The organism is Achromobacter xylosoxidans, assembly GCF_001457475.1.
Taxonomy (GTDB): domain Bacteria; phylum Pseudomonadota; class Gammaproteobacteria; order Burkholderiales; family Burkholderiaceae_B; genus Achromobacter; species Achromobacter xylosoxidans.
The window spans coordinates 3,603,234-3,619,268 of the sequence record NZ_LN831029.1 but is presented as its reverse complement, the minus strand read 5'-3'; the positions used below and the strand labels follow the sequence as shown (position 1 = coordinate 3,619,268).

The 16,035-nt window shown below is 69.2% G+C and carries 10 protein-coding genes; 5 read left to right on the top strand and 5 right to left on the bottom strand.

Annotation, left to right across the window (positions count from 1 at the left end; all coding sequences use genetic code 11):
• Positions 1–42: 42 nt before the first annotated feature.
• The 5 genes from AT699_RS16210 to AT699_RS16190 all read right to left on the bottom strand — a co-directional run bounded on the left by AT699_RS16210 (position 43) and on the right by AT699_RS16190 (position 7,972).
• Complete coding sequence (locus tag AT699_RS16210; RefSeq protein ID WP_020928045.1) at positions 43–837, bottom strand: OmpA family protein; 795 nt, start codon at positions 835–837, stop codon at positions 43–45.
• Positions 838–839: 2 nt separating this feature from the next.
• Positions 840–1,823, bottom strand: a complete 984-nt coding sequence (tagF, locus tag AT699_RS16205; protein WP_006385166.1) for a type VI secretion system-associated protein TagF — start codon at positions 1,821–1,823, stop codon at positions 840–842.
• Positions 1,820–5,530, bottom strand: a complete 3,711-nt coding sequence (gene tssM / locus AT699_RS16200; protein ID WP_058207337.1) for a type VI secretion system membrane subunit TssM — start codon at positions 5,528–5,530, stop codon at positions 1,820–1,822. Before tssM ends, tagF begins: the two co-directional genes overlap by 4 nt.
• Before the next feature lie 119 nt (positions 5,531–5,649).
• Complete coding sequence (locus AT699_RS16195; RefSeq protein WP_024069124.1) at positions 5,650–7,050, bottom strand: hypothetical protein; 1,401 nt, start codon at positions 7,048–7,050, stop codon at positions 5,650–5,652.
• A gap of 70 nt (positions 7,051–7,120) precedes the next feature.
• The gene (locus tag AT699_RS16190; RefSeq protein ID WP_026382340.1) at positions 7,121–7,972 is read right to left on the bottom strand and encodes a M15 family metallopeptidase; all 852 of its coding nucleotides are present in this window, start codon (positions 7,970–7,972) and stop codon (positions 7,121–7,123) included.
• Positions 7,973–8,163: 191 nt separating this feature from the next.
• Here AT699_RS16190 and AT699_RS16185 point away from each other — a divergent pair, with 191 nt between their 5' ends.
• Genes AT699_RS16185 through AT699_RS16165 form a run of 5 tightly spaced genes read left to right on the top strand, consistent with a single transcriptional unit; the run spans position 8,164 to position 16,001 of the window.
• On the top strand, positions 8,164–9,048 hold the full coding sequence (locus AT699_RS16185; protein ID WP_024069123.1) for a hypothetical protein: 885 nt from the start codon (positions 8,164–8,166) through the stop codon (positions 9,046–9,048).
• Positions 9,049–9,074: 26 nt separating this feature from the next.
• Positions 9,075–11,951: a type VI secretion system Vgr family protein gene (locus AT699_RS16180; RefSeq protein ID WP_024069122.1), complete on the top strand. Its 2,877-nt coding sequence runs from the start codon at positions 9,075–9,077 to the stop codon at positions 11,949–11,951.
• Between the two features lie 10 nt (positions 11,952–11,961).
• On the top strand, positions 11,962–12,936 hold the full coding sequence (locus AT699_RS16175; RefSeq protein WP_024069121.1) for a DUF4123 domain-containing protein: 975 nt from the start codon (positions 11,962–11,964) through the stop codon (positions 12,934–12,936).
• Positions 12,929–13,708 (top strand): DUF3304 domain-containing protein, encoded by a 780-nt coding sequence (locus tag AT699_RS16170; protein ID WP_006384062.1) that lies wholly within the window; start codon positions 12,929–12,931, stop codon positions 13,706–13,708. The genes AT699_RS16175 and AT699_RS16170 overlap by 8 nt, the downstream gene beginning before the upstream one ends.
• Positions 13,701–16,001, top strand: coding sequence for a DUF2235 domain-containing protein (locus AT699_RS16165; protein ID WP_024069119.1), 2,301 nt, complete (start codon positions 13,701–13,703; stop codon positions 15,999–16,001). The genes AT699_RS16170 and AT699_RS16165 overlap by 8 nt, the downstream gene beginning before the upstream one ends.
• Positions 16,002–16,035: the final 34 nt, after the last annotated feature.

Below are 16,035 nucleotides of genomic sequence, written 5' to 3'. Positions count from 1 at the left end.
TGGGCGCGCGACGGCGCGCGCCCAGCGGCAGCCGCGCGCCGGCTAGCGGCTGGCGCGGAATTCGATGCGGCGGTTCTTGGCGCGGCCCTCGGCGGTGGCGTTGGTGGCCACCGGCTGGTCCGGGCCCGCGCCCAGCGTCTCGAAACGTCCGGGCGGCAGGCCTTTGTCCACCAGATAGGCGCGGACCGCGTCGGCGCGCGCCTGGCTCAGCGCCAGGTTGGTGCTGCGGCTGCCGGAGCTGTCGGTGTGACCGATGATCTGCACCTTGTCGCTGTGCAGCTTCGGGATGACGTCGGCCACCTGGTCGAGCAGTTCGCGTCCGCGCGCCGTCAGCGTGGCGCTGCCGGTCTCGAATTCCACCACGCGGTTGGTCAGCACCTTGTCGAGCAGGCCTTGTTCGTCCTTGCCGGCGGCCACGCGCAGGCCGTTGACGATCTTGTAGGTCGGGTTGAGCGAGGTGGCGAAGGTGCTGGCGATCTGCTGGCGCGAGGCTTCGTTCTGCACTTCGCCGAGCAGGCGGATCTGGGTGCCGTCGACTTCCAGCTGGCCGCGATTGATCTGCTTGAGCGGCTGGCCGATCAGCTTGCCCACGTGTTCGGACCAGTTGGGCGGCGCCACCACGCCGCCGACCTCGATCTGGTCGATGACGTTGCCCACCCCGTAGACCTGTTGCAGCCGGGCCAGCACGTCGGCCTTGGTGGCCTCGTCTGGCACGGCGCCGCTGGCCACGACCTGGCCGGGCTGCGGAATGACGTTGGCGGGGACGACGGTGGCCGCGTCCTGCGCCGCCGCGGCGCATGAGAACAGCGCCGCCATGATCAGGAGAGAGACGCGCATGGTCAGGCTCCGGTGAAGACTTCGAGATAGGTGTCGAGCGCCATGCGCAGGGACAGCCGGGGTTGGTCCAGGTAGCTGGAAAGCTTGGCCAGGCCGTGGCTGGCCGACACGTGGTCGCGCACCCAGGGCGCGTCTTCCAGCACGATGTGCTGCTCGGCGAAGGCCTGCGGCGTGGACAGCAGGCTGGCCAGCGTCTGCGGCGAGGCGCCGCGAAAGCCCGCCACCAGGCGATGCTTGCCGCCGATGCGGCCGATGAACACGGTGATCTCGAAATCCGCGCGCGCCAGGAACGGCGCGATCAGCGTCATCCAGTACGAGGCCACCAGGTTGATATAGAGCGGATCGTCCGGCAGCGGCAGCGCCAGCCCGCGATCGAGCTGCGACGAGCCGCTGGACATGACCGGTTCGAGCAGGATGCCCAGCGCCAGGATGATGTCGTGGACGTTGGCCGCGTGGCCATTGCCGCGCAGCATGGTTTGCAGCCGCTCGACGCTTTGCAGGTCGACGAAGGCATCGAAACCGTCGTCGGCCTCGGTGCGGATCTCGCCTTCGAGTTCGTTCAGCGTCTGCAGCGCCGGGCCGGGGTCGGCGTCGGTCATCAGCAGCGCGGCGGCGCCGCTCATGCGGTTCCACAGCCGGCTGAAGGCCATCGGGCTGCGCGCGATGAAGGCCAGCGGCCGCTGCACTTCGACCGAGGTCGCCGACAGGAACGGAAAGCGCCGGCCCGACTGGTCGCGGCTGGGTTGCAGGTGGCCGGCGATGGCCAGCTTGCCGCGCGAGCCGAGAATGGCGAACGGCATCGGCTCGGCCTCGTCGTACAGCGTTTTCCAGTGCGGGTCCTGGGCCAGCAGCTCCATGGTGCTGGCGACCCAGCCGTCCAGCGTGCTCATCAGCTGCGGATGCGAGGTGTTCTTGACGAAGTCGCCGCGGGCCGGGATCTTGCCGAAGTAGGCCGTGCGGAACAGGGGGGACTGCAAGTTGCTCATTGCGGCGCTCCGGGTCGCGTCTGGGCGGAGGAGGATTCGGGGGATGCGCCCACCACGGAGGAGGGCAGGCGCAGGTTGCGCAGGCCCTGGCTGCCGCCGGGCTCGCTGCCGCCGGCGCCGGGCGCCTGGGCGTTGCTGATGATGCGCAGCTTGACCGGCACCGTCACGTTGGACTTGCCCCAGCTCATGTTGAAGCTGCCGTCGGCGTTGGCGGTGCGCTGGGCGGTCGCGATCAGGCGCTCCAGGCCGAAGCGTCCCGGTTCGTTGACGATCTCGACCACGCTGCCGTCGAAGGTGGTGGCGGTAATGCGCGCGCCGGGCGCGCCCTGGGCGTTGGGCCAGACGAAGTTGACCCATTGCGGCGGCGTGTTGCGGTAGCGCAGCTGCTGGCCGTCGATCTCGATGGTGTATTCGGTCACCCCGGCGGCGGGCTTGGGCTGGATCTGGAACAGCGTCTGCGGCTGGCTGGCCGAACCGGCGCCCGCGCCGCCGGACAGCGGCGCCACCCACTGCGCGAAGTTGGCGGTGAAGGTCGGCTGCAGGCTGATGCCCATGTCGCCCCAGGTGCGCGCCGTCAGGATGTCGCCGCGGCGCACGGTCAGCGGGCCGAGGGTGTCGTTGACGTACTTGGCGATGCTGCCCTGCGGACCGAACACCTGGCCGATCTCGTCGCTGCTGGCCTCGACGCTGGCGCGCGCGGCGAACGGGTACTTCTCGGCCAGGGTCTGGTTGAAGGGCTGGTAGATCTGCGCGTTCCAGACCTTGTTCAGTTCGCGTTCGGCCGGTTGCATGGCCACGGCGTAGGCCTGGATCAGCGGCCGCACCAGCAGCGGACGCAGCGTTTCGCGCTGCGTCGCCGACAGGCCGGCCAGCATCTGCTCGTCGACCAGCTTGAGCGCGTCGGCCAGCTCCGAATCCTTGCCCTCCAGCGTCTGGCGCAGCAGCACCAGCGAGCCGGGGCCGGGGTCGCCCTGGTTGTTGAGCAGGTTGAAGCGCGTGCGGATCTTGGACAGCGCGCCCATGTAGTTACCCAGCAGCGACTGGTTCTCGCGCGTCACCACCAGGCGCGCCACGTCCGAGAACTCGCGGCCCACCGGACCCATCGGAATGGCTTCGCCGTTGGCGGTGGTGGCGGGCGTGGGCGCGGGCGGCGTCTGCCGCAGGATCACGCGCTTGAACCAGCCGACCACGCCGCTCTGCGCCTGTTGCAGACCGGCGTTGACCAGCGACGGGTTGTCCCACGAGGTCTGTTCGTAGGCGGTGTTGATGAGCTTGGCGATGGGCGAGGTCTGCGGGTCGCCCAGGCGGTTCATCGCGCCCACCGACTGCTCGAAGCTGGTGAAGGGCTTGATGGTCACGCCGCGCAGGAACTTCTGCCATTCCTGGGCGTACTCCGTCTTGTACATCGTCGCCAGGCTCTTCTGGATCTGCTCGGGGCTGCCGTCCAGCGTCAGGTCGTCGCGCGCGTTCACGCCCAGCACCCAGTCGCTGGTCTGCACTTCCTTCTTGGCGGCCTCGTTGATGGCGGGCTGGATGTACTGCTCCCAGGCCTCGCGGGTGAAGGTGCCGGGGATGGCGTAGCTGCCGGCCACCACGCCGGCGTCGTTCTCGCCGACGATGCGCGCCACCGTCATGGTCTGGAAGCGCGTGGCGGCGCGCGCCTTGAGCGTGGCGTAGGCGCGTTCGCGCGCCGGCATGCCCTGCATCACGGCGCGCAGGCTGGCGCGGGTCTTTTCCACCAGCGCCAGGTTGGTGTCGATCTGCGGCCAGCCGGCGTCGGGCGCGCGGCTGACGTAGAACGAGATCAGGCGTTCGGCGCTGCGAATCAGCTGGTCGCGCGGCATGGCGCCGCGGTTGGTCTCCAGCCAGCCGCGCCAGAAACGCGTGATCTGGTCGGACAGGTGGGTGGGGTCGACGTGCTGGCGATTGGCCATCATCAGGTACGTCTTGAGCGCGTTGTAGGCGTCGTCGGCATTGGTCGGCGAGGCATCCTGGAACAGCGTGTCGCCGCCCGGGACGTGCGAGGCGCGCACCGCCTGCGGCGCCGGCTGCTGCGCGCCGCCGGCCGCCGCCGCGGCGCCGGACATGTCGACCTTGGCCAGGAAGTCCTCCAGGCTGGCCTTGACCGGGCTCAGCATGAACTGGCGCGCGCCGTTGTAGTACTCGGCCAGCAGGCGCTCCTTGAGCACGTCGCCCTGGTACAGGCCCAGGCCCAGCGACCACGGGCGGCTGGACGAATAGCGGTCCAGCTGCTCGATGCGGTCCTGCAGGATCTCCATGGCCTCCAGGCGGCTCTGCAGGTCGGTGCGCTCGCTTTGCAGGCGCACCACCTTGTCCAGGTCGGCCTGCACGTTCTGCGCCAGCTGGCGGTTGCCCAGGTACGACCAGCTCCAGCCGCCCAGCACCAGGCCCAGCGCCAGCACCAGGCCGAAGAAGGTCAGGTAGCGCATGCGGGTCTTGGCCGGGCTGGCGTGCTGGCGCACCAGCGTCTTGTCGGCGAAGATCACGCTGGAGAACAGGTCGCGCAGGAAGAAGCCGTTGTGCGAGGACACGTTGCGCGCCTGGCCGCGGGCGGCCGGGCGCAGGTCGAAGCGTTCGGCCAGCCGTTCGGTCGAGGTGCTTTGCGACACGCCTTCCTGCAGCGCGCTGGTGAAGTAGAAGCCGCGGAACACGGGCTTGTACTGGAACGGGTTGGTCTCGAACAGCGTCGACAGGAAGGTGCGCAGCGCCGGCTTGATGCCGGCGAACTCCAGCGGGAAGGTCAGCAGTCCCGGCGGCAGTTCGCGGTTGTTGCGCAGCGAGATCTGCGCCGTGCCCATTTCCTTGAGGCCTTCGTACAGTTCATCGAAGCGTTCGTCGAACAGGGCCAGCACGTCGCGGTTCTCTTCCGCGCCGTAGGGCAGGGTGGCGCCCCAGACGCGGTCGCGCTCGCGCTGGTCGCTGTCGGAGAAGAATTCGCTGAAGCCCGAGATCAGGTCGGCCTTGGTGAAGATGATGTAGACCGGCGCGAACACTTCCAGCCGGTCGGTCAGTTCCTGCACGCGCTGGCGCAGGTTCTTGGCCAGGTTGATGGCGAATTCCGGCCCGGCGCCGGTCAGCTCGTCGATGCTGGCGGCCACGATGATGCCGTTGATCGGCGCCTTGGGGCGATGACGCTTGAGCAGGTCGAGAAAACCCATCCATTCATTGCGGTCTTCCTCGTGCACCGAGTAGCGGCCGGCCGTGTCCAGCAGGATGCCTTCGGTGGTGAAGAACCAGTCGCAGTTGCGGGTGCCGCCCACGCCGCGCACCGCCGCGCCGTTCTTGTCGGCGAAGGGGAATTGCAGGCCGGAATTGATCACCGCGCTGCTCTTGCCCGCGGCGGGGTTGCCGATCACGATGTACCAGGGCAGTTCGTACAGCGCTTCGTTGCCCGACACCTGGCCGATCTTGGACGTCTTGATGGTGCGCACCGCCTGCACCAGGCGCGTGCGCAGCGCGTCCACGTCCCCGCGATTGGCGGCCGCGCTGCCCGTCTGCACCTGCTGCTCCAGCATGTCGCCCAGGTTCTTGTTGGCGCGGCGCGCGCGGCGCCGGCGCCACAGATAGGCGCACAGCCAGAGCAACAGGAATATTCCCAGCGCGATGCCGGCCCAGGCCAGGCCGATCTCGACGGTGTCGGCAAACAGGAACAGGAACACGACCAGGGCGATCAGGCCGATCGCCATGAACAGGCGCGGATTGCCGAGGGCGCGGGAGGTCCAATGGCGACCTTCGCTCAGGGCGCTGGAGATACCGGAAAAGAAACCTGAAGGGCTACGCATGATTCTGGCTTTTCTTATGGGGGTCAGGCGGAGGGGGAAGGGGACAGCAGCGCGAGCGTACGCAACATGGGGTCCTGGGTCATCACGGCGAGCACCGGCGCCTCGGCCTGGGCGCAGGCTTCAGCGGCGACCGACAACGTCAGCAGGTGCGCGGCGGCGCCGGTATAGCCGCAGGCGCCGCCGACCGCCAGGCAATCCTGGTTCGGGTCGAGGGTGGTGAACAGCGTGCTGGCCAGCCCCGCGGCTTCCAGCGGACGGCTGCCGCGATGGTCGGCGTCGCTGACCAGCGCGCGGATGTCCTGCGCGCGGCGTTCATGTTGTTCCAGGAAGCGGGTCGTCAGCTCGGCCAGTATCGGTTCGTTGGCGGCGCCGCGGTCATCGGCGCCGGTGGCGCGATGCGCCATGGGTGACAGCGTCAGCGCGAAGGCGCCCGCCGGCGGCGCGGCGGGCGCGCCATTGCCGGGCGTCGCGGGCGGGGCCAGGTTCAGGTCCAGCAGCAGGCCGGCGGCCGCTTCGCCGGGCACGCGCCCTTGCGGATTGCCGTTGCCGACCAGCAGGCCGCCGGCGTCCCATTCACCCACCACATGGCTGTCGATGAACGAATCGGCCGCGGCCACGATGCGCAGCGGCGCGCGGGCGGCCGTCGCTGGCTCCAGCGCCAGTTCGCGCAGCAGGCCGTCGCTGGCCAAGGCGTCGCGCGCCTCGTGCGGCCGCAGGCCCAGGCGCGCCGCGGGCCAGGCCGCGGCCTGCCGCGCCCGCGCCTGGGCGTGTTCGCGCGCGGCCGACGGCCATTGGGCCGGCAGCAGCAGTTCCAGCTGCAACAGGGGCCAGTCGTCGTCGCGCTCCGGCGTGCCGTGCTCCAGCACGTGGGCGCGGGCATCGCGTGACAGTGTTTCGATCACTTCGCACAACAGGGCGGTGGCGCGCAGGCAGTCCTCGGTGCGCGCCGCCGCCGGCGTGTCGTCGGTTTCGGCGATCTCGCGCAGGGCATCGCTGTCCAGGTGCGCGGCACGGGCGCTGAAGACGGGATAGCCGCGCGCATTCTTGAGCGTTTCGTCCAGGTCCGGGCGCTGCTGTTTGGCCAGCGCGGCGTGGATGGCGGCGGGGTCGCTGCCGGGCGCGGCGCGCGCGGCGCCGGCCAGGGCCACCAGCCGGGTAATGGCGGGCGCCGCCGCGGCGGACGTCGCGGCCGGTGCGTCGGCGGGGGCTGCGGCGGCGGCGGCACGGGCTTCGCGGCGCGCGCGCGCGATGCGCAGGCCGGCCCAGCCGGCCGCGATCAGCGCCAGCGGCAGCGCGAACAGGTACAGGCCGATGTCGAGCCCCGTGGGCAGCGTGCGCGATTCCTGCCACCAGATGATGACGGCCAGCCAGACCACACCGAAGACCAGGGCCAGCAGCAGGCCGGTTTTGAGAAAGCGGGTCATGTGGGTTCGTAGCGGTGGTCGGTTGTTCGAGTAAGCGTGAGGGGCAGGGTAGCGGCGCAAGATGATCGGATCATTGCGCGGCCCCCGTATCGCGGCGCATGACGCCCGGGCGGCGCAGCTCGGTGTGGCCGAAGTCCATCAGCTTCCAGCGTCCGCCCCAGGTCAGGCCGACGCGTTCGGCGGTTTCGCCGAACAGCTCGTAGCCGCGCATGGCCCACGGGTCCTTCTCGGAGACCACCACCTTGCCGTCGCGCAGGAACGCGCTGTCGGCGGCCAGCCCGTACTGGTGATAGCTCTGGTAGGCGCCGGCGTTGGTCACGTGCGAGCCTTTGCTCGCCAATTCCTCCTGGCGCTCGGGGCTGCGGTAGCCCTCGATCAACACCATTTCATAGCCATGTTCTTCGCGCATCACGCGGTAGGCCGCCAGCAGACGCTGACGGTAGTCGGCGTCCAGCAGATTCCAGTCGCGGCTGGCGCCGCCCAGGTTGGGACGCACCAGTTCCACCTCGCGCGTGGTGAACACTTCGGGCGGCAGCGGTGGCGGCGGGACCAGCCGTTCGCCCGTCAACAGCGCCTGGATGCGCGGGTCCGGACCGGCCATCCGATCCTCGTAAATAAATGTGTGATTGTGTCGCATGACGAAAGCGAAAAGGGACGGAAGCAGCACCACCGCGAGCCCGGCGGCGATCTGCCAGCGGTACGCCGAAAACGTGTTGCCGGCCTTGCCGACGCCGGCGCGCACCACTTGCGCCGAGCCGCCCACCACGCCGCCCGCCTGCCCCGCGCCGCGCGCCACGCGGCGGCGTATTCCCTGTGCGAACGCGCGCGCGCCCCGCGCGGTCCCGGCCCTGAAAGACGGGAACACCAGCAGCGCGGAGACGCCGATCGCGAGCAGAAAATATAGGGGCAGTAGAAGTAGCAACGGTATCCCTCAATCACGAAGGCGTAATCTTTTGTTCTATTCGTGATTGAGGCAAGCGCCAGGGCGTTGCAGACAGCGTCGATGCTTTAGGAATCGTAACAAGATGCCGTGATCTAAAAGATGTCATCGGGTATTCTCGATCACCTTGGTTAATAGGGGCCGACCAAGCCCCTGCCGACACGGAACCTCGCATGGCAGAAGACGAAAAAAAATCGCGACCTCCGCCCGCCATTCCCAGCTTGCTGGCGGGGCGTTCATCCGCCGTGGATGAGCCGCAGTCGTCGCGCATTCTTGCCTCGCTCGAAGGCCGCGTGCCCGATGCCGAGGTCAAGCACCTGCCTGTCCGGCAACGTTCCAGGACGCCGCTGCTGGTGTTGCTGCTGCTGTTCCTGGGCGCCGCCGGCGCGGGACTGTGGGCGGTGTATGACACGGCGCAATTGCCGGTGGTGGTGGCGCGCGTGGATGGCGACGCGCCGCGCCCATCCCAGCCTCAGACCCAGACTCAGACCCAGGCGCCCGCCGCCAACGCGGGCGCTGCCGGTATGCCGGCAGCGCCGCGCGCGAGCATGCCCGCGAATGCCGATGCCGCGCCCTCGAATGCCGCGGCCATCATCGACGATCATCCGTTGGCGCAACTGACCCGCCCGTCCGAGGCGGACGTGCCCAACCCGCTGGCCGCGCTGGCGGTGACGGCGGCCCCGCCCAAGCCTGCCTCCGCCACGCCGCGCGCGGCCACCGCCAAGGCCCCCGGCCCGGCCGCGGCGGCCACGCCGGCCGCTACTTCGAAGACCGCGCCGGCGCGCGGCAAGGCGGCGCCCCGCAACGACAGCGACGCCGCCCTGCTGGCGACCCTGATGTCGTATGGCCTGCCGCCCGCGTCGCCGCCGGGCACGAAGGTCTACAAGACCGACGGTATCTTCATCCGCGAGCTGCCGGGGTCGCCGCTGTCGGCGCGCCTGGCGGAATGCCGCAAGCTTGGCTTTCTTGAAAGCGAACAATGCCGCCTGCGCGTTTGCGCGGGCCACTGGGGCACTGCTCCGGAATGTCCCAATGCGCAAGCTCACATCGAGCCGTGAGCGCGCCTGACCTAGGTTTTCCCGCAATGGATCCGACCGCGAACACCGGCCTGTTCAATTCCGATGCCCGCCTTTACGGCCTGCAGGGCGAGGGCGCGCTCGCGTCGTTGCAGGTGGAAGGCTGGGTCGCGCGCGAAGCGCTCTCGGGCGTGGGGCAATGGCGCGTGGTGGCGCTGTCCGACAACGCCGGCCTGTCCTTGCAGGACATGATCTCGCGGCCCGTCACGCTGTGGACCACCCGCGCCGACGGCAGCCGCGCCGGGCGCAGCGGCGTCGTCCGCGAAGCGGAATTGCTGTCCGGCGACGCCGGCCTGGCGCGCTACCGGCTGACGGTGGTGCCATGGCTGTGGCTGGCCACGCAGCGGCGCGCCAGCCGCGTGTTCGAGGCCAAGCCCGTGCTGGACATCGTGCGCCATGTGCTGGACGGCTACGAAGGGTATGTCTACCGCGTCGCCGGCGACGTGGAGGCGGCGCTGGCCGACCTGGCGCCGCGTCCCTACACCACGCAGTACCGCGAGACCGACTACGACTTCATTGCCCGCCTGCTGGCCGAGGCCGGCCTGGGCTGGACCGTGCTGGAAGACGCCGGCGTGCCGGCGCGCCACGTGGTGCAGTTGTTCGCCGACAGCCGCGGCCTGGCCGAAGACGCCGAGTCCGCCGGCGGCGGCATCCGCTTCCAGCGGGCCGCCGCGACCGAGTCGCGCGACACCGTGCAGATGCTGGCGCGCCAGCGCCGCCGCGTGCCCGACAGCATCACCGTGCTGGGCTGGCACGACAGCGGCAAGCGCGCGGTGGCGGCGCAGGCGCTGGTCAATCCGGCCAGCGGCCAGGACGACGCCGCGGGGCTGGATTGGTACGAGGTCGCCGGCCACGGTGGTTTCGCCGATGAAGCGCAGGCGCGGCGCCAGGCCAATCTGGCGACCGAAGCCCTGCGCGCCCGGGCCGAGACCTTCGTCGGCCTGGGGGTGGTGCGCACCTTCCGTTCCGGCACGCGTTTTACGTTGCGGGATCTGTCGCCGCTGGGGCCGGCCGGGGAAGGCGGCTTCGAACCGGAGTTCGCGCTCGATCGCGTCGAACACGCGGGCATCAACAACCTGCCGCCCGAGACGCGGGCCTCGCTGGCCCAGCGCCTGGGAGGGCTGGATGCGCACCTGGTGCTGGACGGCGACGCGCTGGCCGCGCCGGGCGCCGAACCGCATGAAGCCGTGTCGCTGCGCGTGGACCCGGCGGTGCTGGCCAAGGCGCGCGAGGTCGGCTATGCCAACCGTTTCGAGGCCGTGCGCTGCGACCGCCCCTGGCGGCCGCCGTTGCCAAGCGCCCGCGGCGCGCGGTTGGCGGGCGCGCCCTCGGTGCACGGCGTGCATACCGCCGTCGTGACGGATGCCGAAGGCGGCACCCAGCCGAAGGAGCAGGACGAGATCCTGCGCAACAAGCGCGGCGACGTGCGCATCCGCTTCCATTGGCAAGGGAGCGGCGCCGATGGCGAAGCCCGCAGCCGCTGGGTACGGGTGGCGCAGCGCCAGTCGGGCGCCGGCATGGGCATCAGTTTCGTGCCGCGCATCGGCCAGGAAGTGCTGGTGCGTTTCCTGGACGACGACATCGACCAGCCCATCGTCGTGGGCGCGTTGTACAACGGCCGCGGCGAAGGCGGCACGCCGGCCACGCCCGGCGGCCGCCAGGGCGCCAAGGCCGACACGCAGGTCTACGCCGCGGCCCGCGATGGCGCGCCCAGCGCGCAGGCCAACCTGGCGTCCGGCAATGCGCCGGCCTGGCATGGCGCGGCCGGCGGCGACGAGAACCACCGCAACGCGGCCGCGTTGAGCGGCTTCAAGAGCAAGGAATTCGGCGGCTCCGGCTACAACCAGATCGTGTTCGACGATACCGACGGCCAGCTGCGCATGCAGATCAAGAGCAGCGAGCAGGCCAGCGAGCTGAACCTGGGCCACCTGATCCACCAGGCCGGCAACTATCGCGGCGGCCTGCGCGGCCTGGGCGCGGAATTGCGCACCGACGGCTATGGCGCGGTGCGCGGCGGCGCCGGCGTGCTGCTGAGCACCTATAGCGCCACCGGCGCCAACGCCAGCGCCATCGGCGACGCCGCCGGGGTGCAGGCGCTGGCCGGCCAGACCGACCAGATGGCGCGTTCGCTCGATGGCGTGGTGGGCGCGCACCAGGGCCTGCGGCTGGCGACGGTGCAGGGCACGCGCGGCCCCGGCGCCAGCGTGCTCGATGGCGACAAGGCGCCGTTGGCGGCGATGCACCGCGCGGTCTCCGGCACCGTGGCGGGCGAGAGCCTGGGCGGGGCGCGCGGCGACGCGTCGGCCAAGCACACCGCCGCGGCGCAGGGCAAGGTGCCGCATGCCACCGACCCGGTGGTGCTGATGGCGGCGCGCGCCGGCCTGGCGCAGGTCGCCGGCCAGCATTTACAGTACACCGCCGGCGAGGCGGTGCACTGGTCCGCGGGCAAGGACCAGAACCTGGCGGTGATGGGCGCCTTGCGCCTGCATACCGGCCAGGGCCTGGGCATCGTGGCCGGCCTGCAGCAGGGCGGCGCGGAATCGGGCCTGGACCTGATCTCGGCCAAGGGCAACGTCGACATCCAGGCGCAGCACGACATCCTGCGCGTGCAGGCGCAGCAGGACCTGAAGATCGGCAGCGCCCAGAGCGCGGTGGAGTATGCCGCGCCCAAGCGCATCCGCATTGCCACGGCGGCGGGCGCCAGCATCGTGCTCGAAGGCGGCAACATCACCGTCACCGCGCCGGGCCGCATCGACGTCAAGACCGGCAACAAGCAGTTCGCCGGACCGGACCGGCTGCCTTACGCCTTCCCGCAATTCACCGTCTGCAAGCAGTGCGTGCTGGACGCGCAGGATGGCGTGCAGTCCATCACCGACAAGGCGTGAGGGGCGCGGCATGATGGATTGGGAATCCCGTCTCAACGACACGCTGGCGCAGGCCGGCGAACTGGCCGCCGGCGGCGCCAGCTTGAACACCTACCTGCTGGTGGACTTGCGCGGCCACGCCGAACTGGCCGGCCCGATCCGGGCCAGCGCGGACCTCAGCTTTGGGTCGATCTGGGTCGGCACCGAGCTGGCGATCTACGAAGACATCGCGCCGTTGCTGATCGAGGTCGATGACCTGAGCCGCTTCGAATTGTGGCGCGGCCCGTCGCAGCCGCGGACCTCGGAATTGCTGCGGCTGCTCAAGCGGCTGCACCAGGCCGAGGGCGGCGCGTACGCGCTGACGCATCTCGTGTCGCCCTTGCCGCTGGCCGAACTGATGGCGCATTTCGCCTATCACGGCGAATACGGCTTGCCTGACGGCCGCGAGTATTACCTGCACCTGTACGACAGCCGCATCCTCGACCGCGCCTTCCAGGTCTGGACGCCGTCCGAGCGCGCGCGCTTCCTGGCGCCGTTCAATCTGCTGCGCTACGCGCGCCGCGACGGCACCATGGCGCAGTGGGCCGGCCCGGGCCAGCGGCCCGCCGCCGATGCGCCGCGGCAGCAGCCGTTCACGCTGGCGCAGCACCAGGCGCTGCTGGACCTGGACTATCCGGACAAGCTGGCCGTGCAGATCCGCCGCATCTACCTGGGCGTGCTGGGCGGCGAACTGCGGCAGGACGAACTGGTGGCGCGCGTGGCCGAACAGATGGCGCGGGCGCGGGCCTACGGTATCGAGAGCGAGCGCGACATGCTGGACTACGTGGCGTGGGGCATCACCATTTCCCCGCGCTTTGACGAACACGAGGCGATCGCGCCGGCGCTGCGGGACTTCCAGGGCGAGGGGTTGTCGCAGGCGCTGGCACACGTGCCCGACGCGGTGTGGGATGCGCTGCTGCGGGCGGAACAGGAACGGGAAGCGGAACAGGGAGTGTTGCATGCGTAAGGGCTTGGTCGTCCTGCTGCTGTGGCTGGGGATGTTGGCGGGATGCAATGGCGAGCCCAGTTATCAGGGGCTGTCGTTCGTGGCGTACAACTACACGCCCTGGGACCTGGACCGCGTCCAGATCACCGATACCCACGGAAGTTCGGCCGCCACCGGTTCCATCGGTGCGGGAGGCGGCGAGGGCTCGGTGACCTGCTGCTACAGCCTCAAGGGCACCGATTTCAAGGTGGCCTGGCGCGGCGCGGACGGCGAGGAAGTCCGCCAGCACATGTTCGACGGCAAGCTGGAACAGGTGATCTTCAACAAAGAGACGCCAGTGCATTTCCCGGCGGCCGAGATCCCGCCGGGCGACGGCCCGCTGTACCTGGAATTGCATATCTATCCCGACGAGCACATGGAGTTGGCGCTGAGCCGCAAGTTGCTGGGGCAGGTGCGCATCCCCATCGTGGAGGTCACGCGCTGGCTGTACGCCCAGCATCGCGACGCCCTGGGCGATTACCGCAGCAGCGCCGAAGTGCGTCGGGTGGTGGCCAAAGTGGCCAGGACGGCCTGGACCAAATACCGAATCGAAGACAGGCAGGACATGCAGCAATACATGTTCCTCTACTTCACGGTGGCATCGAATTTCGACGCCGATCCCGACATCGCGGCGCTGCTGGCCAGATCCGGCCGGCAAGCCGGGGACTTCGCCAAGGCCGTGCAGGCCCTGCCGGCCGAAAAGATCGCGCACCTGAAAGCCACGGGAACCGCGCCAGGAGACAAGAATGGCTGACAGCCTGCCGCCGGTGGATCGCACCCCCGCCAGCGTTCTGAAGAAAATGGCCGAAAGCGAGGCCGCCTATCCCAGGCAGGATTGCCAGGAGTGCGGCGCCGTGATCCGCATCGGGTTCTTTTTCGACGGCTTCGGCCGCAGCCGGGATGTGGACAGCCAGCACCCCACGTTCTATTCGAACGTCTGCCGGCTCTGGGAAGCGCACTATGCCCACGACGATGAAGACCGTCCCGTGAACCAGTATTGGTTCAGGTTCTACTATTCCGGCCTGGGCACCGAGCTCAACGAGGACGCCAAGAACGATGATCTCATCTACGGCGCGACCGTCGCCGGCCGGAAGATCCTCAGCGAAGCGGCCAACAATGCCAAGAGCGCGGTCAAGAACATTACCCGTACCGACGAGATCCCCGAGACGGATGCCTTGAAGCGCCTGCGCAGCGCCACGCAGAAGATGATCAAGGAGGGGTCATTCCAGCCTATGGTCAAGGCGTACAAGGACGTGGTGAAAGACGTCAAGACCTTGCCCGACAAGGTCGTGCGAATCTGGAATGCCTGGGATCCGGAACGCCTGGCCAACCGTGCCAAGGGCACCGTGCGTGGGTTCTGGGCCGGCTTCAAGAAGAACCCGCTGAAGGTGGGCTGGACGGCGGCCAAGGAAGTGGCCAAGAGCACCGCGCTGGAAGGCGTGCCCGTCATTCGCGACAACGAGACCGTGGCCTACCTGATGGGCACCGGGGTCGACGTGCGGGTGGACGCCGCGCTGCGCCAACTGCGCGCAACGCATGAAGCCGTCAGCGCCGAGATGAACAACGTGCGGCGGATCGAGATTTCGGTGTTCGGCGGCGACCGCGGCGGGGTCATGGCGCGCCAGTTCATCAACGACGTGGTCAAGAAGTACCGCCGGCGCCACGACAAGGACCTGGTGTTTCCGGGCAAGAACGGCGCGCGCGAGGCCGAGATCCGCATCCGCTTCCTGGGGCTGCTGGATTCAGTGTCCTCGATCATGGACGAGAACACGTTCCTGGGCTTTCTGCCTTTCACCGATCTGCTCAAGCAGACGCACAAGGATCGTACCCTGACGGTGCCGGGCGCGGTCGACAAATGCGTGCATTTCGCCGCCGCCCAGGAGTTGCGCGCCAACCAGCGCCTGGACAGCCTGGAGAAGACTCGGGGCGAACAGTATCTCTATCCGGGATCCAGCGGCGACGTCACCGGGGTCAGCCCCGAGGGGTCGCTGGGCTCGCGCGCGGAACTGTCGCGGGTGCCGCTGCGCGACATGCTGAACCTCGGCCTGTGCCACGGCGTGGGTTTCTACAGCATGGAGCAATTGTTCGACAAGCGCCCGCTGACGTACGCCAAGTTCAGCATGGGCATGTCCATCCAGGACGGTGGCCAGAGCTACCGCATCACCGAGCTGGTCGAGGCGTATCGCGGCGTGGTCAAGTACGAGCCGGGCGTGGACTTCATGCCGCACATGGAAGTGTTCCTGCGCTGGCTGGCCGTGCGCTACCAGGATCCGGTATTCAAGAGCGAGCTGTCCGATCCCGCCGAGAAGTGGATCCAGGACCGCGACTTCTATACGCCCGAGAAGGCCTATATCGAGGAGTACCGCCGCGTGCTGGGGCTGTCCAGGGAAGAGCAGGCCAAGCCGGAGAACACGGCCCGCCTGAAGGAACTGGAGGCGCTCAAGAACGAACGCTGGGATCGAGCCGTGGCCAGTCGTGGCGAGCTGCCGCCGCAGCGCTTCAAGCCGCTGTGGCAGCGCCTGGAGGAAGAGTACCGGGCGCTGGAGGACGCGGAGCGCCAGGACGCCGCCATGGAGCGCCACAAGGAAGAATTCCGCCGCAACAATCCGAATACGGTGCGGGCCATCGAGCGGATGGAGCAGGACCAGCTCGACATGCAGAACATGCGCAACGAGCTCATCACCCGCGGTGGCGGCACGCTCACCGAGGCAGACAAGCCCAAGGATCCGTTCGCCGACATGAAGGCCAGGCGCGCCACCGAGCAGCGGCTGCTGAACGTGTGGCGCGAGGCCAGCGCCGGCAAGAATCCGCTGCCGCCCAAAGTGATGGCGCTGTTCGACTTCCTGGTGCACGACGCCATGTTGAGCAGCTGGCCCGATCACCTGCTGGCCAGCACCACGCTGTACTTCCGCACGCGCGACAAGGACATCTTCGGCAAGACCGATTTCAAGGCCGAGGAGGCCAAGATGAAGACCGACACCGCCTCGGCGGCGCGCGTGGAGCAGATGCGGGCGAACCTGGACGGGTTGGCGCCGGCCCGGCCGTAAGGTCGAGGGCGACCTCTAGCCGTAGCGTCTGGCG

Bases quoted from the DNA above. Each gene is read 5' to 3' on its own strand.
- AT699_RS16210 (WP_020928045.1), bottom strand. From the start codon at position 837: ATGCGCGTCTCTCTCCTGATCATGGCGGCGCTGTTCTCATGCGCCGCG.
- tagF (WP_006385166.1), bottom strand. From the start codon at position 1,823: ATGAGCAACTTGCAGTCCCCCCTGTTCCGCACGGCCTACTTCGGCAAG.
- tssM (WP_058207337.1), bottom strand. From the start codon at position 5,530: ATGGCGATCGGCCTGATCGCCCTGGTCGTGTTCCTGTTCCTGTTTGCC.
- AT699_RS16195 (WP_024069124.1), bottom strand. From the start codon at position 7,050: ATGACCCGCTTTCTCAAAACCGGCCTGCTGCTGGCCCTGGTCTTCGGT.
- AT699_RS16185 (WP_024069123.1), top strand. From the start codon at position 8,164: ATGGCAGAAGACGAAAAAAAATCGCGACCTCCGCCCGCCATTCCCAGC.
- AT699_RS16180 (WP_024069122.1), top strand. From the start codon at position 9,075: ATGGATCCGACCGCGAACACCGGCCTGTTCAATTCCGATGCCCGCCTT.
- AT699_RS16175 (WP_024069121.1), top strand. From the start codon at position 11,962: ATGATGGATTGGGAATCCCGTCTCAACGACACGCTGGCGCAGGCCGGC.
- AT699_RS16170 (WP_006384062.1), top strand. From the start codon at position 12,929: ATGCGTAAGGGCTTGGTCGTCCTGCTGCTGTGGCTGGGGATGTTGGCG.
- AT699_RS16165 (WP_024069119.1), top strand. From the start codon at position 13,701: ATGGCTGACAGCCTGCCGCCGGTGGATCGCACCCCCGCCAGCGTTCTG.